22 protein-coding genes are annotated in these 24,339 nt (G+C 31.7%); 20 read left to right on the forward strand and 2 right to left on the reverse strand.

Annotated elements, in window-relative coordinates; translation table 11 throughout:
* Positions 1-32 precede the first annotated feature (32 nt).
* The 16 genes from CORI_RS01170 to CORI_RS01245 all read left to right on the forward strand — a co-directional run bounded on the left by CORI_RS01170 (position 33) and on the right by CORI_RS01245 (position 17,619).
* Positions 33-665, forward strand: coding sequence for a hypothetical protein (locus CORI_RS01170; RefSeq protein ID WP_173030470.1), 633 nt, complete (start codon positions 33-35; stop codon positions 663-665).
* The gene (gene vgrG, locus CORI_RS01175) at positions 643-3,684 is read left to right on the forward strand and encodes a type VI secretion system tip protein VgrG (protein WP_173030471.1); all 3,042 of its coding nucleotides are present in this window, start codon (positions 643-645) and stop codon (positions 3,682-3,684) included. The genes CORI_RS01170 and vgrG overlap by 23 nt, the downstream gene beginning before the upstream one ends.
* 110 nt (positions 3,685-3,794) lie before the next feature.
* Positions 3,795-5,027, forward strand: coding sequence for a lysozyme inhibitor LprI family protein (locus CORI_RS01180; RefSeq protein ID WP_173030472.1), 1,233 nt, complete (start codon positions 3,795-3,797; stop codon positions 5,025-5,027).
* A complete protein-coding gene (locus tag CORI_RS01185; RefSeq protein WP_173030473.1) occupies positions 5,027-8,611 on the forward strand; it encodes a hypothetical protein in 3,585 nt (1,194 codons plus the stop codon). Before CORI_RS01180 ends, CORI_RS01185 begins: the two co-directional genes overlap by 1 nt.
* A 10-nt stretch (positions 8,612-8,621) precedes the next feature.
* Positions 8,622-9,419 (forward strand): hypothetical protein, encoded by a 798-nt coding sequence (locus CORI_RS01190; RefSeq protein ID WP_173030474.1) that lies wholly within the window; start codon positions 8,622-8,624, stop codon positions 9,417-9,419.
* Positions 9,420-9,637: 218 nt separating this feature from the next.
* On the forward strand, positions 9,638-10,174 hold the full coding sequence (locus CORI_RS01195; protein WP_173030475.1) for a hypothetical protein: 537 nt from the start codon (positions 9,638-9,640) through the stop codon (positions 10,172-10,174).
* A 51-nt stretch (positions 10,175-10,225) separates the two neighbouring features.
* Positions 10,226-10,417, forward strand: a complete 192-nt coding sequence (locus tag CORI_RS01200) for a hypothetical protein (RefSeq protein ID WP_173030476.1) — start codon at positions 10,226-10,228, stop codon at positions 10,415-10,417.
* Between the two features lie 10 nt (positions 10,418-10,427).
* A complete protein-coding gene (locus tag CORI_RS01205) occupies positions 10,428-11,255 on the forward strand; it encodes a hypothetical protein (protein WP_173030477.1) in 828 nt (275 codons plus the stop codon).
* Complete coding sequence (locus CORI_RS01210) at positions 11,221-11,682, forward strand: hypothetical protein (protein ID WP_173030478.1); 462 nt, start codon at positions 11,221-11,223, stop codon at positions 11,680-11,682. Before CORI_RS01205 ends, CORI_RS01210 begins: the two co-directional genes overlap by 35 nt.
* A 759-nt stretch (positions 11,683-12,441) precedes the next feature.
* Entirely contained in the window at positions 12,442-13,239 is a 798-nt protein-coding gene (locus CORI_RS01215; protein ID WP_173030479.1) for a hypothetical protein, read from the forward strand.
* Positions 13,240-13,252: 13 nt separating this feature from the next.
* On the forward strand, positions 13,253-13,903 hold the full coding sequence (locus tag CORI_RS01220; RefSeq protein ID WP_173030480.1) for a hypothetical protein: 651 nt from the start codon (positions 13,253-13,255) through the stop codon (positions 13,901-13,903).
* Positions 13,881-14,642: a lysozyme gene (locus tag CORI_RS01225; protein ID WP_173030481.1), complete on the forward strand. Its 762-nt coding sequence runs from the start codon at positions 13,881-13,883 to the stop codon at positions 14,640-14,642. Before CORI_RS01220 ends, CORI_RS01225 begins: the two co-directional genes overlap by 23 nt.
* Positions 14,636-15,109 carry a hypothetical protein gene (locus CORI_RS01230; RefSeq protein ID WP_173030482.1) on the forward strand — a complete coding sequence of 158 codons (474 nt, stop codon included), beginning with the start codon at positions 14,636-14,638 and terminating at the stop codon, positions 15,107-15,109. Before CORI_RS01225 ends, CORI_RS01230 begins: the two co-directional genes overlap by 7 nt.
* A gap of 61 nt (positions 15,110-15,170) precedes the next feature.
* Positions 15,171-15,971: a hypothetical protein gene (locus tag CORI_RS01235; protein WP_173030483.1), complete on the forward strand. Its 801-nt coding sequence runs from the start codon at positions 15,171-15,173 to the stop codon at positions 15,969-15,971.
* A gap of 436 nt (positions 15,972-16,407) precedes the next feature.
* Complete coding sequence (locus CORI_RS01240; RefSeq protein ID WP_173030484.1) at positions 16,408-16,875, forward strand: hypothetical protein; 468 nt, start codon at positions 16,408-16,410, stop codon at positions 16,873-16,875.
* Positions 16,876-16,917: 42 nt separating this feature from the next.
* Entirely contained in the window at positions 16,918-17,619 is a 702-nt protein-coding gene (locus CORI_RS01245; RefSeq protein WP_173030485.1) for a hypothetical protein, read from the forward strand.
* A 151-nt stretch (positions 17,620-17,770) separates the two neighbouring features.
* Here CORI_RS01245 and rdgB read toward each other — a convergent pair whose 3' ends face one another.
* Entirely contained in the window at positions 17,771-18,382 is a 612-nt protein-coding gene (gene rdgB / locus CORI_RS01250) for an RdgB/HAM1 family non-canonical purine NTP pyrophosphatase (RefSeq protein ID WP_173030486.1), read from the reverse strand.
* 233 nt (positions 18,383-18,615) lie between these two features.
* Between rdgB and CORI_RS01255 the strand changes: the two genes are divergently transcribed.
* Entirely contained in the window at positions 18,616-19,917 is a 1,302-nt protein-coding gene (locus CORI_RS01255) for an MFS transporter (protein ID WP_173030487.1), read from the forward strand.
* A gap of 14 nt (positions 19,918-19,931) precedes the next feature.
* Entirely contained in the window at positions 19,932-21,209 is a 1,278-nt protein-coding gene (locus CORI_RS01260; protein WP_216842250.1) for an aminoacetone oxidase family FAD-binding enzyme, read from the forward strand.
* A gap of 85 nt (positions 21,210-21,294) precedes the next feature.
* On the opposite strand, the gene CORI_RS01265 is transcribed toward CORI_RS01260, so the two are convergent.
* Positions 21,295-22,491, reverse strand: a complete 1,197-nt coding sequence (locus CORI_RS01265) for a molybdopterin molybdotransferase MoeA (protein WP_173030488.1) — start codon at positions 22,489-22,491, stop codon at positions 21,295-21,297.
* Positions 22,492-22,695: 204 nt separating this feature from the next.
* Between CORI_RS01265 and yedE the strand changes: the two genes are divergently transcribed.
* Positions 22,696-23,748, forward strand: coding sequence for a YedE family putative selenium transporter (gene yedE, locus CORI_RS01270; RefSeq protein WP_173030489.1), 1,053 nt, complete (start codon positions 22,696-22,698; stop codon positions 23,746-23,748).
* Positions 23,749-23,847: 99 nt separating this feature from the next.
* A complete protein-coding gene (locus tag CORI_RS01275; protein WP_173030490.1) occupies positions 23,848-24,339 on the forward strand; it encodes an ImmA/IrrE family metallo-endopeptidase in 492 nt (163 codons plus the stop codon).

Raw genomic sequence — 24,339 nt, forward strand, 5'->3', positions numbered from 1 at the left:
AAACAAATTTAACTAAATGGATAAAGAGTGTAATGCAAAAAACAAATTTCAACCGTTTTAGAGCATATTTAAGATATAAATTTAAGGGTCAGAAAAAATCTTCAAATTATAAACAATATCTTTATATATTTATATACATTCTTATCTCACTTACCGTATTTTTAATCCCTAATGATATTTTAGACAGATACTCTTTAGCTAAACATTTTACAAATTTTATGGAATTTATCCCCGCTATAGAACAGATAGAACATAGAAGTGCCATACCTCAGATAGCTAAATTTTATACAGCTTACATGTTTATAGTAGGGATAGTATTTGCTATGTTTTTTATGTATAACTTTTTTGTTTATTCTATACATCATAATGCTTTATTTGATGTGTATATAGCAAAAAATCATATCTCTAAAAAGAGACCAAAAATTTGGCTATTTTCATCATTCATTCTAATTGCTAGTTTTTTTTGGTTTTTTTATATGTTTATACAAGGAAATTTGATTGGAGCAAGCTTCAGGCATCAGTCTATAAAAATTGCTACTATAGATGACATTTATGGACTTTTGTTTTATGTTGACATTTATGCAATGATAAGTTTTTCTAGTTTGGCTGCCGCAATAATTTTTGCTTTTGATATGCTTTCTAATGGAATATCAAAAAATGAGTAACGACAATAACAAAACAAAAAACAATACTATAGTAACAAGTACCATAAGCAATGTAGGTGCAGGAACCGACGCAGCTTGGAGTAAATTTATAAGCGATCAAAGCGATGATATGGGTAAAATTTCTAAAGGCGTCTTAAGTAAAGCATTTAAGCCAGTAGGAGCCATGACCGATATAAATAGCTACACAATAGCAAATACTGAAAAAGAGAAATTTAAATCGGTATATAGCAGTATTTTTGGCAACGGGTTATCTTTCTTGGGGGCAGTAGCAGGTGGTTTTAGAGGGCCATATATTGCTGCAGGTGGTGCAGTCGTAGGTAATCAAGTTGGGAATTACATCGCTGAAGCTACTCAAGATGTAGCATATGATACTTATGAGACTATAAAACCAAGACCGGTAACACCTTTAACTTCACAAGAAAGAATGGGGCTTGCAAATCAGATTAGAAGCGGAGATATATCAAGCCTTTTATACGGAACTAAACAAAACACAACAAACAAAAAGGAAACAAATCACGTGCAATCAATCAAATCTACTTCATATATAAATTTAAACATAAGCGGTTCAGACTTTACGATAACTAAAGCTGTGGTAAAAGAAAATTTAGAGGAAATTTTTATAGCGGAATGCGAAGGGTATTGTGAAAGCTTCGAAAACCCACTTTTGCATAGCTTGAATAATTTTAGCAATAAAAATTCTGCTTCCGGCTATAATTTTTTAGATCAATTTGCAACCTTAACTCTTAAAAAAATTACTTTCCAAAGTGATAATTCTCGTTCAAGTTCCGTAAATTTTCAAGAGAATAATAATTCTAATGAAAGCATATACAAAGGAATAATATCTCAAGTAAATTTCATAGGAACATCAAATTCTAATTTTAAAGAAGAGAGTTCAAAGTTAAGTAATAGCATTAAACTGGATAAAAATTCTATAAAACAAAAGTATTTTTTTAAATTTGTTTTATCTTCTCCTTTGGTGAGACTTTCTATAAATAGTGCAAATAGGATCTTTACCGATAAGAACGTAGTAGAGGTTGTAAAAGAAATTTTCAAATTTTATCAATCCTCTTTGATGAAAGAGATAGATTTTTCTAATATAAAAAATTTATATGAAACCAAAGAATATATTGCACAATACAATGAAAGCGATCTTGAATTTTTGAAGAGAATTTGTTTTAACAATGGTATATATTTTTATGAAGACGAAAGCAAAATATACTTTTATGATGTTCCCCATTCTTTGGATGATGAAAGATATGATATCACAACAAATGATTCCGGCAATAGCGGAAAAAATATCATTTTCAATCCTAATGTAAATAACATATTAAGCCAAGAATGCATAAATTCGGTAAATAAAACAGAGATTCTCAACTCAAATAGCTTTTCGTACTCTTTGCAAAGTTCGACATATCCCGTGTCTTTAAATTTATTAAATTCTCAATCTATCTTTGATGAGGCTAGATCATATAATACGCATGCTCATTTAAGCCAATACTCTTTTACTCAGCATGAATCTTTGCATATACCTACAGGATTAAAAAAGATTAGATCCATACTTGATCTTAATAGATATGAGGCAAATTCAAATGTTTTTGGTTTAAAATTAAATGAAAATATATCTTTAAATGTAGATGAGTCCGATTTAAAAAACGATAATTCAAATTTTAATTTTAAAATAATATCTCTGACTCAAATTTTTGTAGATGAGACAAATTTAGAAAATAGGCTTGACTCAAACGATATAACTCCGATTAAAGGCAAAACATTTTCAACAACTTATAGTAATCAAATAGTGATGCTGCCTAAAAATATAGTTTTTGCTCCGTCTTTTAAGTCAAAGCCTCGTGCGCCTGAGGCTACGTTTGGAGTTGTTATAGGAAGTAGCGATATAGATGATGAAAAAAATACTATCCACACCGATCAATTCGGTCGTGTTAAAGTAAGAATAAATGCATTTTCCACTCAAGAAAGTATTGATAATATAGAGTTTATAAACGGCAAAGCAACCGGTAATTTAAAAAATACAAACGATTATTCTAGAAGTGCGTATTTGAGGGTTATAACTCCTATAGCTAGCAATAATTCAGGCTTTTTTGCTATACCTAGGATAGGAGACGAGGTTGTGGTATCGTTTTTAGAAAATGATATAGATAAGCCTATCGTAAGCGGAAGCTTATATAACTCATACAACCCGCCGCTTCCAAGCTTGCCTACCAACTATCATCAAACTACCATTAGTTCAAAAACTATAGGAGTGAATGAGGGCGGTAGAAATGAAATAACGCTTTCAAATATAAAAGATAAAGAGCAAATTTACCTAAAAGCCGAAAAAGACTATGATGAACTTGTTCAGCATAACTTTACTCAAACTATCGAAAACAATAAAAGCTCTAAAGTTATAGGGACATATACCGAAAGAATAAAGCAAGCCCATATCCAGACTATAGATTTAGCTAAAAATGTTAATGTAGGAGCAGAGTATTTAACTACGGTAGGTCTTTCAAGAGATACTCTCGTAGGTCTTTCCAATACTTTAAATGTAGGTGTTGATAATAAAATAAGGGTAGGCAAAGATAGTTCCGAAGATGTGGGCAATAATAAAACTATAGAGATAAGAGGAAATTTAGATAGGATAATTCATCAAGATGAAACAAATATCGTAAAGCAAGCTAAAAGAGATATTATAGAGGGAAGTTATGAATTTAATGCTTCTCAAGGAATTAATTATTATACAAAAGAGCATATGGTATTTCAGGCCGATAATTATACTGAAATAAAGTCAAACGGAAATTTGACTATAGACACCGATTCTCAGCATACGGAAGTGGCAGAGTCCAAATTTTCGGAGATAAAGACAAACTATGAGATGGACGCAGGAAATAAAATAATACATAAAGTAGGCAGTTCTGAAATTTATATTAATGGTAGTAGCGTGATAATAAAAGCAGGCGGAGTCGATGTTGTGATAGATTCAAGCGGACTAACCGTAATGGGAGGCCATATAAAGGCTGAATGATTGAGAGTTTATTGTAAATTTGTATGTTATATAAATTTATGTAGCCACAGTAAAATAACAAAATTCATTGTTGTTTGTTGAATTTTAATTATTGCTTGTTGAGGAATAAAATGCATAAGATAGTTTTATTATTAGTTTCGTTTTTAAATATTTTAAGCGCAGAATTTGGTAGTCCCGGCTTTGATTGCGGTAAGGCAAAGACAAAAGTAGAAAAGACAATATGTGGCAATCAAGAACTTATAAAATTAGACAATGATATGAATATCGCCTTTAGTATATTGATGGGTAAATATGATTTGGCGTATATGAATGAAAATTCTAGAGAAAAAATTAAGCCTTTTTTGAAGATTATAAAAAAAGATCAGATTAATTGGCTAAAAAATAGAGATAAATGCGAAAAAGCTAAAGATATAGTATTTTGTGTAAAAAATAAATATGAATATAGAATAAAGAATTTTTTTGCAGGATACGATCCAAAAGAAGGAATTATAATAAATCATAAAAATAGACTTAATGATCTATGTCTTAATTATTTAACTCAAAAGCTTTGGATGGATTCTCCTGCGCCCGTCAATAAAGACAATCATTCTTTTGATAAGAATGAAAAATTTTATAACAGCATATTTGCAGATTTTAAAAATCCGTTCCTTAAAGCTAGGTTATCAGGCGGTAACAAAGCAAAAGAAGAATCTTATAAAAAAGATAAGATAAAAAATAATTTCATTTATACAAATTTAGAATACACTTCTTTCAATAGAGCTGTTATGTGTATAAATGTAGAGGGCAAAAATGAAGATATTTACAATCTATATAGCGGAACTTTTAGACCTTATTGCGTGTCTTATATGAATAAATTTATTGATTTATACCAATCCGAACCTGACAAACTTTATCCTGTAGAATACGAAGAAACACTAAAAGAATTTGGACAAAAAGGGAAAGAGGTCGATACTGATTACAAAGAATTTGATGCAGCGTTGATTAAAAAGATTATAAAAAATCACGGAAATTTTGCAAATGGAGTGTATCAGAAATTGCCGGAAGAAAATTTTCCTGTAGATCTTGAAATACTCTCTTTACGAGATAGTATAGTAACTCTTTATGCTAGCTATCAGGAGGAAGATAGGTATAAATTTGGTGTATATGATCAAGACAATAATAAAAAAGAAGAATATTTGCCGGGGCTTATAGTATCTGATCCTTTTTTCTTTAGAGTTTATGGTTTTAAGTATTCTTATAGTGATCCTAAGCTTTTATGTAGATTGCCGATACAAAGCAGGTTTATTGATATAAATGATACTCAAATTATAAAGTCATATTTTAATCAATTTAAAGGACTTTAATGCCACTCAATGAAAGAAACGCCAAAAATTTTTTTAACGATTTAAGAAATTCCATAAAGGATTCAGAAGGTGATGAAGATAATCCATATTATGATACCGTAGGTAAAGCTACTATAGGATATGGGTTTAATATAGAAATTTTTAAAAATTTAAAAATAGTCTGTAGCGCGATATATAATGATCCGTATATGTCGGATTTAGAAACAAGAGGTCTTTTAAGCGTAATTAATAAGACATCTCCTAAAACCAATGAAGTCTTAAATAGCAACATAGAAGATTATCTAGAAAAAATCAAAAATCCTCAAAGCGCTAGAAAATTTAATAAGTTTAATTTTTCAAGCATAGAGCAAAAAGATGAAGCTTTTATAGAATTTTTAGAAGTCTTTAGAGGCACGCTTAATAAAAATCTGGAAAATTCTTCTATTAGTATTCAAAAATCAAAAATCAAGCAAGATTCTGTTGGCAGCAAAGAGTATATTGTATTAATGAGCTTAACGTACAATAACTCCTCTCTTATAGGAGCAGGGCTTAAAAGCGCACTTAAAGATAAGAGTCGTTTTAGGTCCTGGTATGAAATAAGATATAACAGCAATGCGGGAATTAGTAAGTCAATAGGTATAGCCAAACGCAGATTTAAAGAGTCAAACGAATTTGGATTGTTTGAAGATGATGAGTCCAATATAAAACTAATAAACAATCAATTAAGTCAAATTAATGTTAAGAATATATCCTTTGAAGAGTGTATAGATGTATTTACATATCTAAATATAGCAAAAAGTCCTCGGACGAAAGATAAGACTTATCTAGAAGATATAAAGCAATATGAAACCGAGGATAAATTTGGCAATAAAACCATATCCGGATATATGAAAACCAAGCAAACTTTAAATAGTGTATATAAAAATAGAGAGTATGATAAACTCTTTAAAATTTTTGCAGGCAAGATAAATGATATGCTTAAAGGCCACACTTCAAAAACTTTTGATTTTAAAAATATATATTGTGTAAATTCTATTAGTGACGGTACTTATAATACTTCACGGATAAATAAAGCCTTAGCTAAAAGAGAGGAAAATAAAGAATTTAAGCCTGATACTAAAACTGATATACTTATCATATATCCTTTTGCAACCGCGGTACCCGTAAAGCTTGAACAGCCTAAAAATACTCATTTTACTATACTTTTAGCTCAAAATGCAAAGCTTGATTGTTCGGACTTTAATCCTGACGGCAAAGAAAATAGTTGCGAGCTAATATTAACTGATTATAAGAAACAAAAAAGCACCGATAAAAATAATACTTCTAGCGATAATGAGATTGTAAATTTTATAAATCCTAAAACGAATTCTGTTCTTGATATGTATATGGATGAAAAAGATCAATACAATACGCTAGATAATAAATATAGCTTTGATAAAGATAATGCGGTGGTTCTCAATTTCTTTAAAAATCGTAAATTTAATCTTTTAAATTTTGCTAGAGAAAATAGCTACAGCCTACTTTCTGACACACCTTCAACCATGTTTGATATCAAGCTAAAGCTGTTTGATAAAAATATAAGTAGCTTAAGCACTAACCCGCAATCAAATTTCAACCTAACTTTATCAAACCTAATAATAACCGATGAAGAAGGTAAAGAGTGTGATATAGATAAGGTATATCTTCATAGTACCGAAGAAAAAAGAGTATATGAGTCATACTCTTTAGTAAAAAACAACATTCAAGACAACAATAAAGATCAAGAAGCTATAAAAAATTCATATACTGCCAAATTTAATATAAATTTAAATTTAGATAAAAATTCAAATACCTTCAAAAAGACCGTCAAACTAATAATATACTCAGATAACCTAACTAAAGAATTTACAACCAAAGAAATCCATAAAATGCAATCAACTGCTATAGTGTCTATAAATCTTTCTAACAAAGAAGAAAAGAGCTATGAATTTAAAAATAAAGTAACTTTAATTAATGTAGTAGGTAATATTACAAACATAATCTCTAGCTTAGACTACCATGCGAAAGTAGACTCTGATATAAAGTTAAAAGCAAAATATAAAAAAGAAAAAGACGAAGAGGGATATAAAGAAGTAAACTGGTCTTATAAAGTTATAAAATCAGATAAGTATAATACTGCATTAAAAGCCAAGGATACAAAAGGAGCTATACGGATAGACGATAAGAAAGGTAAAGAGATAGTCTTTAATCCCGCTAAAGATATAAAAGAAAAAGCTATCTTGGATAAACTAAAAGAAAAAGGACATAGTATAATCTTTTTTGCTTATTTGAAATCTCCTAGTTATGATACAAAATATGGAAAAACTCATATTAGGGTGGATTTTAAAATTCCTTTATATCTTAAATATGAAAACAATAAGCTAATGATATACGAATTTGAACACACTGATGAAAATAATACTGTTCACGCATCTTTGCAGGACAAAAGAGACTTTAGTCTTATACCTTCTTTTATAAATACTACTATACCTACAGGAACATATTATATGAACTCAAATTTAAATGCTAATGACGCTATAGATATATATAAAGATAAAGAGTTAAAAGAAAATTTACATGTAAGAGATACCAAAAACAAACAAAGCTTACAAAATAAATATCAAATTTATGTAGATAATGCAAATAATCAAACAACACCTTTATCTTCAACATCAAACATAACCGCATATTATGGAATAAACTTAATAGATACTCTTAGCAAATCCAAATTCATAAAAGCATTTAACGAAGCTAAGGCAAGAGTAGGTTTAAAGGATGAGGAAGGGGTAATGTTGGTAGTAAATTCTAGCAAAGACTATCCTTTTACTCTAGATATGCTAAAAGCCGTATTTAACAATGCATCTAAAGACAAAGAAAACTTGCTTAAACAGATGGTGGAAGAGTTAAATAGAGTTGAAGGCGATATGCAGATGTATAAGAAATATAAACTTGATACTAGAAATAGGATAGAGCATTTTTTTGCTCAATGTGTAGGAGAAGCGGGAAGCGGACTAAACAGTCTTTCCGAAAGTCTTAACTATGATGCGGAGAGATTGAAAACAGGAAATCCTTTTTTATATTTTTCTAGTCATCATGATGAAGCCGATCTTTACGGAAGAGGCGGCAAGGATAATACAAGAAAGGATAAAACTGCAGATCAAGAGATGATAGCCAATCTTGTCTATGCAGACGAGAATAGAATTAAAAAACGCAGATTAGGCAACACTGAAGAGGGAGACGGGTGGAAATTTAGAGGCAGAGGTATTAAACAATTAACGGGAAGAGGCAACTATAAAGACTTTGATGACTATGCTCACGAGCAAAGTTGGATAGATGAAGATACCAGCTTTTTAGAAACCCCCGATCTTATAGCCCAAGACGGAAGATATGCCTTACTTTCTGGTTTATGGTTCTGGTATAAAAATAAAGGCTATGATATAGCGGATAAAAGTAAAAAAGATAGCGATAACGAGGATATAGTAAAAGAGGTAACATATATGGTTAATGGCGCTTATACGGGACTAGATAATAGAAAATCAGCCTATAAAAGAATAAAAGAGGCTAATATATTTGAAATGTTTAAATAAAGGATAAAAGATGAGATTTGTTAAGTTAGTTGTATTGATTTTATTAAGTTTAAATTTATACGGTGAGGAAATTTTAAGTCCTAGATCTGCAACTAAAAAAGCTTATGAAGATTTCGGGCAACTTGATTGGTATACCGATGGAACCTTTGATTACGGTAGAAATGGTGCTCCTATCCCCCCTAGCTTTAACTGCTTTAACGATAAAGGCAAATACAAATTCAAACAATACTCTTTAGAAGATTTTATATGCAAATCAAACTTTATAGCCTTTAGAGACAATTATTTTTCAAGTCTTTATAAACTAATCATTAAAGAAAATCCTAATTTAAAAGATAAAGCCTTAAAGATAGCAAGACAAAGAATTAAAGAGAGTAAAAAGGGATGTTTGATATATAGTAAAAAAGAATACGACGATAGTTATGAATTTAAGGACGTATTTAATATATATGATAGCGTTCAGTGTATAAAATCATATTACAGAGATTACACCGCCAAACTAGCCTTAATGGTTTATAATAACGATAAAGAGCTATTTAAAAGAATTTATACCAAAGATTATGAGAAATTTAAAGAAGCATTCGAGGATTTTTTAAATTCGGTATATCCGGGAATGTATGATGAAGAAAAAGAAAATAAATATAAAGATAGATATGAGGAATTTTTAAATAAGTATAAGGATTATAGATACGGAAGAAACACATCTAAAGCTATTGACCTCATCTACATAATACTGGTTCAATATGACCTCATAGACGAAAAAGGCAATATCAAATTTGAATATAATATGCAAAGTGGTAGCGATAAATAACTCAAATTTATACATATAGAACAATTCATTCTGACGGCAATAATAGAGGAATGTTAGGTTGTATAAGTATTACGAGAAGCCAAGATGAACTTTTGCAATTTGAAGAAGTTGTGAGAGATATATTAAAATCACAAAAAAATATCCCTACGTTTATTGATATAAAAGATAATCCAAATAATTCTAAGCCCCCTAAAAAGATTACCGTAAAGGAATAAGCTATGAAATATATTTATATGATGCTATTTGCAATTATTTTAAATTCTTCAGAAGCGCAAAGTAGGCCTTATACTTTTGCCATAATTGATAATAATGTTAAATTTGAGATAGGCTATTCAATTAGTGATAGCTATAAGGATATTAAGTATTTTTCAGATGGCGAAAAAGCCAATTTTATGAATAAGAGTAAAAATGAGGTTGTAACTCTTGATTTTTGTTGTGGAGGAAATGGCGAAATTCAAAAAATACTATTAGCAAATGCTAATAGTATAAGCAAAGAGAGCCTAATAAATAATACAAATATTAAAAATTTTAATCTTAATAGTGGCATAAAACTTGGGGCTAAAAAGAATGAGATTTTAAATAAATTTGGTAATCCTGATGAAATTAAGACAAACAACAATGAGACTATATTTTTGTATATTACCGATAAGAATAATAGTTTTTTAAAAAAATATAATATGCCGTTTTATTATGAGAAATATGTATTTAAAAACGATATATTGATAATTTGTGAGTTTGGATTTGATTATCCTTGAAAATTATTTTGTTAATGATTATACTTTACTATCTTAACAAAATTCATTGTTTTGATTTTTAGAAACTCTCGGCATGATAAGAAAGGCTATGATATAGCGGATAAAAGTAAAAAAGATAGCGATAACGAGGATATAGTAAAAGAGGTAACATATATGGTTAATGGCGCTTATACGGGACTAGATAATAGAAAATCAGCCTATAAAAGAATAAAAGAGGCTAATATATTTGAAATGTTTAAATAAAGGATAAAAGATGAGATTTGTTAAGTTAGTTGTATTGATTTTATTAAGTTTAAATTTGTATGGTAGAGAAATTTTAAATCCTAGTAGAGCAGTTAGTAAATTTATAGAAGACTATTTGCAATATGATGACTATGTGATGTCTCAATCGGCTGATTACGGAACAAATTATGAAGGACAAGATACTGTTCCCCCTAGCTTTAACTGCTTTAACGATAAAGGCAAATACAAATTCAAACAATACTCTTTAGAAGACTTTGTATGTAAATCAAGATGGAATTCTTTTAGAGACAATTACTTTTCAAGTCTTTATAAACTAATCATTAAAGAAAATCCTAATTTAAAAGATAAAGCCTTAAAGATAGCGAGACAAAGAATTAAAGAGAGTAAAAAGGGATGTTTGATATATAGTAAAAAAGAATACGACAATTCATTGGTCAGTATGGATAAATTTGATAACGAAGTAGCTCAAGTGATAGATTGCATAAGTTCTTTTTATTTAGAATATATTTGCAAACTAGCCTTAATGGTTTATAATAACGATAAAGAGCTATTTAAAAGAATTTATACCAAAGACTATGAGAAATTTAAAGAAGCATTCGAGGATACTATAAAAACTGCAAATTTGCAATATGAAGGAGTAAGCCAAACCCAAAAAGAAGAAAATATTAGGCGTTCAAAAGAATTTGAGCAAAAATATAGCCAGTATGAATATTTAGATACTATATTTCCATATTATTATTTTGACCTCATCTACATAATACTGGTTCAATATGACCTCATAGACGAAAAAGGCAATATCAAATTTGAATATAATATGCAAAGTGGTAGCGATAAATAACCCGCAATCAAATTTCAACCTAACTTTATCAAACCTAATAATAACCGATGAAGAAGGTAAAGAGTGTGATATAGATAAGGTATATCTTCATAGTACCGAAGAAAAAAGAGTATATGAGTCATACTCTTTAGTAAAAAACAACATTCAAGACAACAATAAAGATCAAGAAGCTATAAAAAATTCATATACTGCCAAATTTAATATAAATTTAAATTTAGATAAAAATTCAAATACCTTCAAAAAGACCGTCAAACTAATAATATACTCAGATAACCTAACTAAAGAATTTACAACTGTTAATTATGAATACTGGAAGGAGTGGATAGAAGATATGGGATACACAAGAGAAGATGTTAGAAGCAATGCCAGTATAAATGTAAGAATTGGATATGAGTTGGTCAAAGGAATTATTGATAGACTACAATAGCCTACCGTTGAAAAAATAGGAAGCATATATAATGTTTTAGGAAAAGAAAAAGTGTCAAAGTATGGAATGCAATTAAAAAATATTATGAAGAAGCATATTGAAAGTATTTATGATGAAACAATTGAAGATATAAATGACTTTATTGACAATAATATTCCATCTACAAAGAAATTTTAATGAAAATAATTATTTTAGAAATTATAGTTTTATGCTTATATTTTTATCTCGTATATTTTTTAAAAAATAAAATAAATCTGATCAATTTTATATTTATTGCTATATTTTTATTTTTAACACTTCATTTTTGGATTATTTTTGGGTACTTTATGTCGATTTCTCAAAATCCAGATTGGTTAAATCAAGACAGTGGTGAAATTGTTGTTTTGGAGCTTATGAGATTTATGTGGGCTATTTACTTATTTTGTATTTTATTGCCAATTATAATTACATATTTAATTTACTATTTTATTAAGCTTTTTAAAAACTATAAATAATATACTTATATTAGCCATAAAACCGCAGATCAGGAGATGATAGCCAATCTTGTTTATGCAGATGAGAATAGAAATGAAAAATCTAAACTAGTCAATACAGGTGGTATTATGGAATATATAAAAGAAAATATACCCTCAACGAAAGATTTTAATGGATTACTTAAATGCTATGAGTGAGATTTTAATTTATATTGTGCCTATAATTATATATGGATTTTTTGTATATTTAATATATCTGACTTTTAAATTTAAAGGCAAAACAAGAATGAAAGTATTTTTATGTTTGTTTTGTTATATTTTCTTATTTTGGCTTTTTACAATATATTCCTCATCAAATATTAATTATATTAATATCGAAGATGGGAATTTTGATTGGATAAAAAGTATAGTCACATCATTATTTTTTACATTTTTATGCTGGATTGCATATATAGTTATATACACATTATTAAAACTGTTGTATCGTGTTGGAGATAAATTATTAAGTAGTTATGATTTGCTTAAATATGGAAAAACTCATATTAGGGTGGATTTTTTAAAAGAAGAGGAAGAAGAACTTCCTTCTAACGTTATACGTATAGAGACTATGGATGGTAGTGATGATTATATACAGATAGAATTCCCTAAAGACTATTTTATAAACAATATAGAAGATAAGGATAAACCCTTAGTCGATGCTAGCGCAATGTTTATGCCCGCAATAAGAGGTATTAAGAAAGTATTTGATAATGTAAGGGGCATAAAATCAAATAGGAGTTTAAGTAGGGAAGAGGTGGCTGAGATACTAAATGGGCTAAGGAAGGGAGACAAGTGGAATATAAGATTAGTCAATAATAAAGAAGAGCTGATTGAACTTTGGAATAAAATTACGCAAAGAAGTAGAAAAATGGATACTGTATTAGACTCTAAAGGCAATCCTATAGAAATTTGTGTTCTTAATGATAAAACAAGAATTTTGTATAGAAAATATTCTAGTGCCAAAAGCAACAATTTGCCTACTATAGAAATACATGGAGTGGATAAAATGTATAATAGAAAAATACATATAGATATTAAAAAATAATTCGAGAGTAAAAATGAAAAAAGTAAAAATAATATATGAGCTAGGTAAACAAGCTTTTGCTAAGCCAATGCAGGATTATGGTTATGAATATTATGTAAATGAATATATATTGGATTGGTTTTTAAAATTATCTCCCGCAGTAAGCAAGATTAATATTTTAGAATTTTTCGAATATGTAATTTTTGCTTGTATTCCTGATAATAAATTTTATGAATCAGATGATATATTTTGGTTTCCTTTTAGCGAAAATCATAATTATGACAATTTTAATGAAGCAAAGCCTAGTTTTGAAAGTGATTACATAAGTATAATAGGAGAGCTATTTTTATCTGAGTATGTTGATTTTTATAATGAAGATAGCGGCTATTTGTCCGAGTATAAAAATTCTAGATATGAAGCATGGAAATATTTTAGAGATAATTTTATATATAAATATAGTTTTGAAAACTATTCAAACGAGTTGTATGAAAATAATAAAGATGGCTACTCGAGCCTTTTAAGCTCAACCTCTTGGGATAAACCTCAGGATTGGAGTCAATATAATATATTAGTAGCTAGAACTCCTAAAGGAGAAAAATACTTTAACGAAGTATTGGCTCCTAAATTTTATGAAAAATATAAAGACATAGAAATAACGCTTGATGATGAAGGTAATATCATATAAATTGAGTAACTTACATGTAAGAGACACTAAAAATAAACAAAGCTTACAAAATAAATATCAAATTTATTTAGATAATGCAAATAATCAAACAACACCTTTATCTTCAACATCAAACATAACTGCATATTATGGAATAAACTTAATAGATACTCTTAACAAATCCAAATTCATAAAAGCATTTAACGAAGCTAAGGCAAGAGTAGGTTTAAAGGATGAGGAAGGGGTGATGTTGGTAGTAGAGAGTGAGAGTATTTTGTTTATGAGCGAACAGGGTAGAAATTTTTTAAAAGACATAGAAATTTGTAAGCTTGACCCGTATGATGACCAGACAGGTAAGGTTATTAAAGAATGGAATATTCATGCTACTATTGGTTACGGACACTTGATTTCAGAAAAAGAATGGAGTCAATATGAAAAAGGTATAACCAGAGAACAAGCCGGTGAACTTTTTGATAATGATTTGTTAAAGTATGAAGATGCAGTAGTAGTTTCAATAAAAAAATATGTGACCCAAAATCAATTTGATGCTCTTGTTATTTTTTGTTATAACATAGGTGTTAATGGATTTAAAAATTCGTCAGTTGTTAAAATCATAAATGGACAAAAAAGTAATTATAGTTCTTTGGAAGATGCATGGAAGGCTTGGGGTAAATCAAACGGAAAACAAAATAAAGGATTGGAAAATCGTAGAAATGCTGAATATAAAATTTATTCGGAAGGGAAGTATGAGAGATGGTAGTTTTTAAATATTTTATCTATATTATTTTTATCGCAACAAGTTTAGTGGCGGCAGAAGCGCAATATTATTACTATGATAATGAAAAATTTTTGATTGCCATCCCAATGTTTAATTGTGAAGGAGATGTTATATGTAAAAATACGGGATATTTTGGGCTTGCCAAAAATAATCACAAGTTTTTAAGTATCCTAATGAAGCCTGAGATTATTATAAATACTGTTAACGGACATTTGCGTGGCTATAAGTTTAAAAATGGAAATTTCTCATATACAATTTATGGTGATATACAATCTGATTCGAACATAAAGCTTATTGTAGAAAAAAACAAGAATAAAATTTTAATTTCTGATGAATTAAAAAGTATAACAAAATCAGAATTTATGGAAAAGTTAAGAAATATGGATTTAAAATTATTGAGAGAATTTAATAAATTTTATGAATTCTTACAACATAAATATGATAACTGATGAATTTTATAAAGAATAAAAGAGGCTAATATATTTGAAATGTTTAAATAAAGGATAAAAGATGAGATTTGTTAAGTTAGTTGTATTGATTTTATTAAGTTTAAATTTATATGGTGAGGAAATTTTAGATCCCGATGAAGCAGCAGATAAGATGTATGAAGATTTTAGGCAATTAAGTTGGTATGTTGATAGAACCAATGATTACGGCTATGGAGAGATAGCGGAACTTCCCCCTAGCTTTAACTGCTTTAACGATAAAGGCAAATACAAATTCAAACAATACTCTTTGGAAGATTTTATATGCAACTCAAAATCCATAGCCTTTAGAGACAATTATTTTTCAAGTCTTTATAAACTAATCATTAAAGAAAATCCTAATTTAAAAGATAAAGCTTTAAAGATAGCAAGACAAAGAATTAAAGAGAGTAAAAAGGGATGTTTGATATATAGTAAAAAAGAATACGACGACAGTTATGAATTTAAGGACGTATTTAATATATACTCTAGCGTTCAGTGTATAAAATCATATTACAGAGATTACACCGCCAAACTAGCCTTAATGGTTTATAATAACGATAAAGAGCTATTTAAAAGAATTTATACCAAAGATTATGAGAAATTTAAAGAAGCATTCGAGGATTTTTTAAATTCGGTATATCCGGGAATCTATGCAGATAAAGAAGAAGAATATAAAGATAACTATGAGAAGTTTTTAGATAAATATGGATATTATGCTTATGCCAATATCACATCTACTTTAGATGACCTCATCTACATAATACTGGTTCAATATGACCTCATAGACGAAAAAGGCAATATCAAATTTGAATATAATATGCAAAGTGGTAGCGATAGTAAATGATATATCATAAGATCAAAAGAGAGAATTTCGCAGAATTTATGTATTTTTATGTGATATGGGACAAACTATGATTTGCCTATAGTGTCCGACTCAGAGTTTTCTAGCGAAGAAAGTACTAGATGAAAAACTTTTATAAATTTGGCTTTTGTATTTTTTATTGCTATTTTTTGTGATGGCAAAGAGCTCGCAGTAATCAATGACATAGATGAAGTAATTTTAAATTTTAAAAACATTTCTGGTAACAAAATTGAATTTAAAATAATATATGAAAATTGCTACATTGGCATCAGAATTGATGATGAACAGGGCGGGACTGCTGTTTTTTGAAGATTGCTCTAAACTAGATAAATTTAAATGGATTAATGATAAGGCTTTCAGGGATTAAAAAAGAGAAAAAGATATGGCGATAAACGGTAAAAATGAATAGAGAAAATATATGAAAAAAGTTCTATTTTTGGTTACAAGTATATTTGCTTTTAGCTTTAGTAGTGAAATAAATGTTGTTTACAAAGATAACTATCAAGAATCAATATGCGGAGATGATTATAGCTGTGAAGCATTAAAATGTTCATACAAAGATATAAATATTTTAAATGCTTGCAAGCATTACTTAAAGACTATTTTTGTTAACTTACAAGACGATAAAAATCGTTATAACATTTATGAAAAAGCAATAGGCGAAATTAAATTGCCTAGTGTAGGTGAAGTTATAAATTTAACTTATAGCTATAAACCTGAAAATTTTAAAAATGAAACAATATGTTATTTTAAATTAAATAGATTAAGTGAAAATATGCTAGAGCTTCATTATAACGATTGTTCTAATGAAGCTAGTTTTATTGTGACATTTGAACAAGCCGAATATGATGTAGAAGTTGTCTTAAAAGGCGATAACGGAAGTTGATTTTATTTTTGGATAAGAGCAAATTAATAATCGAGGAAGATTATGAAGAGTACAAATAAAGTAATTTTGCTATTTATATTTTTGTGTATTTGCTTATACGGTAGAGAAATTGTCAGTGTTCCAAAATGGATCAATGACTTTATAATAGATATGCAGCTAGAGCATTCAACTTCTGTAAAGACAGATAATGACTACTCTGATATTTTGCTATTTAAGAATGAATTTATAGGTTATATAGGCAATGATTATCAGAAATTAGATGTTGTTTTCGGTGACGCAAAGCAAATATCTAGTAAAAAATATAAAATTAAAGGCTATACTTTTACTAAAAACAATAAGTGCGATTTTGAAGGGGTACTGGAAATATTGGATGAGAGAATAATTAAAGAGCAAAAATTTGGTGTAGATGACTATATGAAAGACAAAATAAAAGAGCAAGGTTATAGTATTGCAAAATATGAATTTATAGAAAATACAAAACAAAGTGCAAGCGGAATATTTAAAGGATATGCGATATTTCGTTGGTATATAGATAAAAACGGCGATTTAAAATATGACAATATAGAAGAAGATGCGGATAGTTACTCTAATAACCAATTTAGCGGCGTTTGGATAAGCAACAAAACAAGTATAGAGAAAAAGTGTGCATGGGGGCATTATCGTATTCCAAATTCTAAAGATTTGGATATAGGTGCGGGTGAATTTTCAGTAAATCCGAAGTATAAAAATAATGGCTGGAATTAGATATAAAACAATATAAAACCGGCTAGACGAATAATACTTTTAAAGTTAAACTAATAACATACTCGAATAACCTAACTAAAGAAATTTATAATCAAAGAAACGCAGTTGTTTTACAAGTTAGCAAAATCTTTGTGTTGCTTCAAGCAAAATATCATCTAAAATTTCTTTTAACGCTCCTTAGTACAAATTTAATTAACTCAAGCCCTTTTGATCGGTGAGAAATTTTAAGCTTTATCTCATCATCAAGCTCGCCAAGAGTTTTATCAAAGTCGTTTGGTATAAATAGCGCATCATAGCCAAAGCCGTTTTCGCCCCTTTCTTCGGTAAGTGCAGTTCCGTGCATAAATCCATGCGTGCTAAATTCTCCAAATTTACTAGCTATCGCGATACAAGCCGTGTAGTAAGCACGCGAGCTAGGTAAATTTAGCGCTTTTAGTTCGGATATCAGTTTGGCTCTGTTTGCCTCGTCCGTTGCAAGCTCGCTAAATCTGGCAGAGTAAATTCCCGGCTTGCCGCCGAGCGCATCTACGCTAATGCCGCTATCATCGCTTAGAGCTATAAATTCATCCTGCAAATTTAGCTCGCAAAGTTTATTATAAACGGCTCTTGCCTTAATAAGCGCATTTTCTTTAAAGCTCGTTCCGTCTTCAGCTATATCGAAAGGCTCGCAAATCTCGTTAAGCGAGTAAATTTCATACTCTTTTAAGAAATCTTTTATCTCTTTAACCTTGCCTTTGTTGGACGTGGCTAGAACTATTTTCACTTTTTTATCCTTTTGCGACTTATCTTTTGGCGTATTATAAATTTAGCCTTTTATTGGCCGTTCGAGTGCGGTCAATCGCTCAAATTTATACGAAATTTCAAGGCTTAATTTAAATTTTGCCATCCTGCAAGTAGGCTATAGCAATCGGCAAAATTTTTCATATTTTAGCTAATTTTGATAAAAAATTTAAGCCTATCTAGGGTAAAATCACTCTTTTATATCAAGGAAATTTTATGTTAAAAAGCGTTTTGCCTCTGTCTTTTATCATCGGAAGCAGATTTTTTGGGATATTTATCATACTGCCTGTTATCAGCGTTTATGCTTTGGAGCTTGAGCACTCAAGCGAATTTTTTGTAGGAGTTTTAATAGGCGTTTATGCGCTAACTCAGGTGATTTTTCAGATACCTTTTGGCTATTTTTCGGACAAATTCGGGCGCAAGATCACTCTTTGTCTGGGGCTTGTGATCTTTATTATCGGAGCCTTGATCTGCGCGCAGGCAACCGATATCTACACGATGATTTTGGGGCGTTTTATACAGGGTGTGGGCGCTATCGGGGGCGTTGCTACTGCGATGATAAGCGATAATACAAAAGAAGAAGTTAGAGGCAAGGCGATGGCGATAATGGGCGTATTTATCGGCGTAAGTTTCGCTCTTTCGATGCTTATCGCACCAAGCATGAGTGCGAAATTCGGACTTTCAAGCCTCTTTTATCTAAGTGCGGCGCTTACTGCGTTTTGTATAGTGCTTTTATATACTGCTGTGCCAAAAGACCCTAAAATTCAGCATTATGAAGATAAAACGCCATTTTTTAAGCTCATATCAAATAGAAATTTATTTTTAATGAATCTAACAAATTTCATGCAAAAAATGCTTATGTCTGTGGCTTTTTTCATTATTCCGGTCGTCTTGGTTCATGATTTTGGAGGTTCTAAAGATGAGCTTTGGAAAATTTATGCAGTTTCTACCGTGTTTGGCTTCATCGCGATGGGGCTTGGCGGAGCAATAGGCGAAAAAAGAGGTCTTGGCAAGCATCTTTTGGTAGTAGGAGTTGTATTTTTCATAGCCTCCTATCTCTTTTTTGCATTGGCAAAGAGCGAGCTTGTGTTTTGTATCGGCGTTGTGCTGTTTTTCGTAGGGTTTAACCTTCACGAGCCTATCATGCAGTCAATCGCTTCAAAATTTGCCAAAGTCAGTGAAAAGGGAGCCGCTCTTGGCGTGTTTAACTCTTCCGGGTTTATGGGAACTTTCATAGGCGGCATAGGGGCGGGAGCTTTGCTGAAATATTATGATTTAAATGTGCTTTGCATCGTTTTTATCGTTCTTTGCGTGATCTGGCTTGTGCTTTTAAGATGGCTTGATAATCCCGTTATTTTTAAAAATATCTATTTTGGGCTTGAGGATAACGTAAATTTAGAGGCTGTTTCAAATCTCGACGAGGTTGTTGAATGCTACAAAACCGCAAACAACTACGTTATCAAATATAACTCTAAAATGATAGATGAAGCCGCTTTATTTGATAGGATTAAAAACTAAATTTTGGTTTTAATTTGAGTAAAATTTACGATGTTTTAATTATCGGAGCAGGCGCTAGCGGACTGTTTTTGGCCTCAAATTTGCATGGACTAGAGGTTGCGATCTTAGAAAAAAACTCCTGCGCAGGCAAAAAAATTCTAGCAAGCGGTGGCGGCAAATGCAACATCACAAACCGCTACATAAGCTCACAAAACTATCTTGGCGATGAAGAATTTATCGCTAAAGCGCTTTTAAATTTAAGTTTTTGCGATGTGCTTGAATTCTTCGCAGAGCTTAAATTTAAAGAGATAAGGCAAAATCAATTTTTTTGCGCAAGCTCCGCCAGAGACGTTTTGGGAGTGCTTTTAAGATTGTGTGAGCAAAACAAAGCGAAGATATTTTATAACTGCGACGTAAAGAGTGCTAGTAAAATTTCAAATTCTAAAAATTGTGAAATTGGCGTTTGTGGCGATTTGTCAAAATCCCAAAATGAAATTTTTGAAATTTTAACCCACAACGGGCAGAAATTTAGAGCCAAAAGTCTTGTGGTAGCAAGCGGCGGACTTAGTTATAAAGCTCTTGGCGCAAGCGATATAGGCTATCTTGTCGCTCAAAATTTCGGCTTGCAAGTAACCAAAACCGCTCCGGCTTTAGTTGGCTTTACGGTTCAAAAGGATGAATTTTGGTTTAAAAATTTAAGCGGTGTTAGCCTAAATGCCGAAATTTCTTTAAATACAAAAAATATATTAGGTTTAAAATTTAAAGACCAAGATAAGTCAAATTCAGATAAAAAAACGGCTTTAAGCGGGCGAAAATTTAGCGCAGATGTTTTATTTACTCATAAAGGCATTAGCGGACCTGCCGTATTAAGCGCATCTTTGTTTTGGAGCAAAGGCGCTGTTAGGATAAATTTTTTACCGAATTTTGATACGAGATGTTTAATCCGTACAAAAAAGCAACTTTCTACGATTTTGCCGCTTCCAAAGCGATTTACGCTTGAATTTTTAAAGGCAAACGAGCTAGAGGATAGGGCTTTTGGCGAATATAACGAAGAACAAAAGGCTAAAATTTTAAAGTTGTTTGATTATCCGTTTGCGCCTGCGGGAACCTTTGGATTTGAACGCGCAGAAGTTACTAAAGGCGGCGTTAGCACAGATGAAATAGATGAAAATTTTGAGTGTAAAAGTGTTAAAAACCTATACTTCATCGGCGAGGTTTTAGACGTTACGGGCATGCTTGGCGGATATAATTTGCATTTTGCTTTTACAAGCGCGAAAATTTTAGCCAATTATTTAAATTTAAGACTTCCATAAAGTCTTTTGGAATCTTTTAAAATCCAAAACTTAATTTCAAGCAAATTTTGCGCAAGAGCCAAATTTAACCTCGCGCAAAATTTCGTTAAACCATCTTTAGAACTTCGACCACTTCGCCACGAGCGATAAATTCGGTCTCTTTTGGGATGATTAAAAGTGCGGCGTCATTTAGCAGGTTATTTACGATCGCGGAGCTTCCAAGCTTCTTGCCCTCTAAATTCAGGTAAATTTTGCCGTCGCGATTTACTAAATTTGCAGCCGTAAATTCCAAAAACGGAGAGCGTTTTTTATAATCTTCATCCATTATCGCAGTTATTTTTGGCTCGGGCAGATTAAACCACGAATTTATCAAAACTCGCACGTAAAGCACGCACATAACCATCGCCGAATACGGAAATCCGGGAAGCGCAAATATGTATTTATCTTCGCTTTTTGCTACTTTTATATGTCTGCCCGGTTTAATCGCCGCTCCGTCTATTATTAGTTTAAAATTTTCATTCAGCGCGCCTTTTACGAAGTCGTAATCCCCCATGCTGACTCCGCCTGTGGTTACAAGTACGTCCGCACTTTTTAAGGCGTTGATGATGGCTGTTTTTACGGTGTTTGCATTATCTTTTGCAATTTCGCAGATGATAGGCTCGGCTCCCATTTTGCGAACCATTTGGGCGATTGCGATATGGTTTGAGCTGTGAATTTGAGCAGGGTTTAAAAGCGGCTCGCCAAGATCTCTTATCTCGCTTCCGGTAGCTAGTATCGCAACTCTAGGACGCACAAATACGCTTATGTGAAACATCCCAAGTTCGGCCATTAATGCAATTTCTGCGTAGCCGATTTTGGTGCCTTTTTTGATTAAAATTTCGCCTTTTTTATAGCTTTCGCCCACTTCTCGCACGGCAAAGCCTTTGTTTACGGGCTTTTTTATAATTATTTTAGAGCCTGCTACTTCGACGTTTTCAACGGGTATAAGAGTATCGGTTCCTTCGCTCATAAGCGAGCCCGTGAAGGTTTTTACGCATTTTGCGCCGCTTACGTTTATGCCCTTATCGGTTCCTGCCGGAAGGTCAGTGATAAGCTCAAGTTCATTTAAATTTTCACTCCATGCAAACGCATATCCGTCCATAGCCGAAGTCGGTTTTGGCGGGTAGTTATCGGCTGCAACTACATCTGTGGCGATATGGCGATCAAGCACTTCGGTAATGGCTACCTTTTGAATCTTATCCCAAGGCGTGATCGTAGAGCGCAGTATGTCCAAGCTTGCTTCATAGCTCATAAATTCTTTCATTTTTTTCCTTCCGGCGGTTGCATTAATGATCTTAAAACCTCGTTTTTGTCTTAAATAACGAGTTGATTTACGCAAAGCGCAAATTTTGCATATTTTATCATCTTAGCCTTAAATGGCTATGGAATTTATCACCTTTTTATTTTTCACAAGCTAAAATAAAGTTTAAGAAATCAGGCTGATTTTACCTATCCTCAAGGAAATTTCATGAACACTTTAAAATGGCAAATCGTAGCCGGCGGAGCGCTTGGCGTGGTGGCAGCTCTTCTTGTATTTTTTGGCAATCCGGGCAACATGGGTGTATGTGCAGCTTGCTTCTTGCGAGATATAACGGGCTCGCTTGGGTTTCACAGAGCAAGTGTCGTGCAGTATATGCGTCCCGAGATCATGGGGCTTGTCATAGGCGGGTTTATAGCAAGCGTGCTTTGGACGAAAGAATTTGCTCCAACTACGGGATCCTCGCCGTTTTTGCGCTTTTTCTTGGGCGTTTTTGCGATGATCGGATGTCTTGTATTTCTTGGTTGCCCATGGAGGGCGTTTTTGCGTCTTGGCGGAGGCGATTTAAGCGCACTGGCAGGCCTTGGCGGACTTATAGCAGGAGTTAGCTTTGGAGTGATGTTTAAGAAATTGGGCTACAAGCTTGACGGCGGAGCAGTTACTAGCAAGGCGTTTGGAATTTTGCCTGTAGTAATTGCCGCGGCTTTATTTGCTGCGTTGATATTTGGCTTTAAAGCGGGCGAAAACGGTGCGCTTTTTGCCTCTGTAAAGGGTCCTGGCTCAATGCACGCAGCCGTTTGGATATCGCTTGGCGCGGGAGTTTTGATAGGAATTTTGATGCATAAGAGCAAATTTTGCAGCGTAGGAGCGATAGGACACATCTATAAGGGCGATTTTTCTATGTTTGCGGGGCTGCTTAGTATTATATTTTTTGCAAGCGTTGCAAATTTAGCCCTTGAGCAGTATAAATTCGGCTTTGAAGATCAGCCTATCGCGCATAATGACTACATATGGAATTTTTTAGGAATGGCACTTGCCGGGCTTTGCTTTAGCCTTAGCGAAGGGTGTCCGGGCAAGCATTTAGTGCAGATGGGAACGGGAAATTTAAACTCGGTTATATTTGTTATCGGGATGATGACCGGGGCGGCTTTTGCTCATAACTTTATGCTTGCAAGCTCTCCAAGCGGAATAACCGCAAATGCGCCTTATGCCGTGATAGCGGGGTTTGTTTTTGCCGTTTATGTCGGGCTTTTTAAAAGGTAAATTTAAATTTTTGCATCAAATGTATTTTATATCCTTTTTAGGTTACTTTGTGTAATATTGAGTTAGTTTGATAAAGGATAAAGCAAGAAAGGAATTAAAATGGTAGCCGATTATACTAGAGCTATAGAACAAGCAAAAATGCTACTAAATAGTAGCAAAACAAATCTTTCTTACCCAATAAATTTAGCTACCATTTTAAATGAACTAAATCTAAAAGCGGAATATAGTGATAAGATAACAGATGAAGCGTTATTAGATCCAAACCAAAAAACTATTTTTATTCGTAGAGATGATCTACCTATGACTAGAAAATTATTTTCAATAGCTCACGAGATAGGACATTGGATGTTGCATTCTCGTGATAAGAGTAGGCCTCGAATAAATTTTTCAAACAAACTTATATGCGATGAAATATCCAAAGTAGAAGAGCAGGAAGCTAATGCATTTGCTGCAGAACTGCTTATGCCGTATGATGAGGTAAGAAAATTAATAATGATAGGTTATAGTGTTGAAAATTTAATGACATACTTTAATGTATCTTATGAATTTGCTTATTATAGGTATATGTCGGTTTCAGGAATGATATACTAA

The organism is Campylobacter sp. CCUG 57310, from assembly GCF_013201975.1.
GTDB classification, from domain to species: Bacteria; Campylobacterota; Campylobacteria; order Campylobacterales; family Campylobacteraceae; genus Campylobacter_A; species Campylobacter_A canis.

Excerpts from the sequence above, each read along its gene's own strand:
- CORI_RS01170 (WP_173030470.1), top strand. The coding sequence starts at position 33 with ATGCAAAAAACAAATTTCAACCGTTTTAGAGCATATTTAAGATATAAA.
- vgrG (WP_173030471.1), top strand. The coding sequence starts at position 643 with ATGGAATATCAAAAAATGAGTAACGACAATAACAAAACAAAAAACAAT.
- CORI_RS01180 (WP_173030472.1), top strand. The coding sequence starts at position 3,795 with ATGCATAAGATAGTTTTATTATTAGTTTCGTTTTTAAATATTTTAAGC.
- CORI_RS01185 (WP_173030473.1), top strand. The coding sequence starts at position 5,027 with ATGCCACTCAATGAAAGAAACGCCAAAAATTTTTTTAACGATTTAAGA.
- CORI_RS01190 (WP_173030474.1), top strand. The coding sequence starts at position 8,622 with ATGAGATTTGTTAAGTTAGTTGTATTGATTTTATTAAGTTTAAATTTA.
- CORI_RS01195 (WP_173030475.1), top strand. The coding sequence starts at position 9,638 with ATGAAATATATTTATATGATGCTATTTGCAATTATTTTAAATTCTTCA.
- CORI_RS01205 (WP_173030477.1), top strand. The coding sequence starts at position 10,428 with ATGAGATTTGTTAAGTTAGTTGTATTGATTTTATTAAGTTTAAATTTG.
- CORI_RS01215 (WP_173030479.1), top strand. The coding sequence starts at position 12,442 with ATGAAAGTATTTTTATGTTTGTTTTGTTATATTTTCTTATTTTGGCTT.
- CORI_RS01220 (WP_173030480.1), top strand. The coding sequence starts at position 13,253 with ATGAAAAAAGTAAAAATAATATATGAGCTAGGTAAACAAGCTTTTGCT.
- CORI_RS01225 (WP_173030481.1), top strand. The coding sequence starts at position 13,881 with ATGATGAAGGTAATATCATATAAATTGAGTAACTTACATGTAAGAGAC.
- CORI_RS01230 (WP_173030482.1), top strand. The coding sequence starts at position 14,636 with ATGGTAGTTTTTAAATATTTTATCTATATTATTTTTATCGCAACAAGT.
- CORI_RS01235 (WP_173030483.1), top strand. The coding sequence starts at position 15,171 with ATGAGATTTGTTAAGTTAGTTGTATTGATTTTATTAAGTTTAAATTTA.
- CORI_RS01240 (WP_173030484.1), top strand. The coding sequence starts at position 16,408 with ATGAAAAAAGTTCTATTTTTGGTTACAAGTATATTTGCTTTTAGCTTT.
- CORI_RS01245 (WP_173030485.1), top strand. The coding sequence starts at position 16,918 with ATGAAGAGTACAAATAAAGTAATTTTGCTATTTATATTTTTGTGTATT.
- CORI_RS01255 (WP_173030487.1), top strand. The coding sequence starts at position 18,616 with ATGTTAAAAAGCGTTTTGCCTCTGTCTTTTATCATCGGAAGCAGATTT.
- CORI_RS01265 (WP_173030488.1), bottom strand. The coding sequence starts at position 22,491 with ATGAAAGAATTTATGAGCTATGAAGCAAGCTTGGACATACTGCGCTCT.
- yedE (WP_173030489.1), top strand. The coding sequence starts at position 22,696 with ATGAACACTTTAAAATGGCAAATCGTAGCCGGCGGAGCGCTTGGCGTG.
- CORI_RS01275 (WP_173030490.1), top strand. The coding sequence starts at position 23,848 with ATGGTAGCCGATTATACTAGAGCTATAGAACAAGCAAAAATGCTACTA.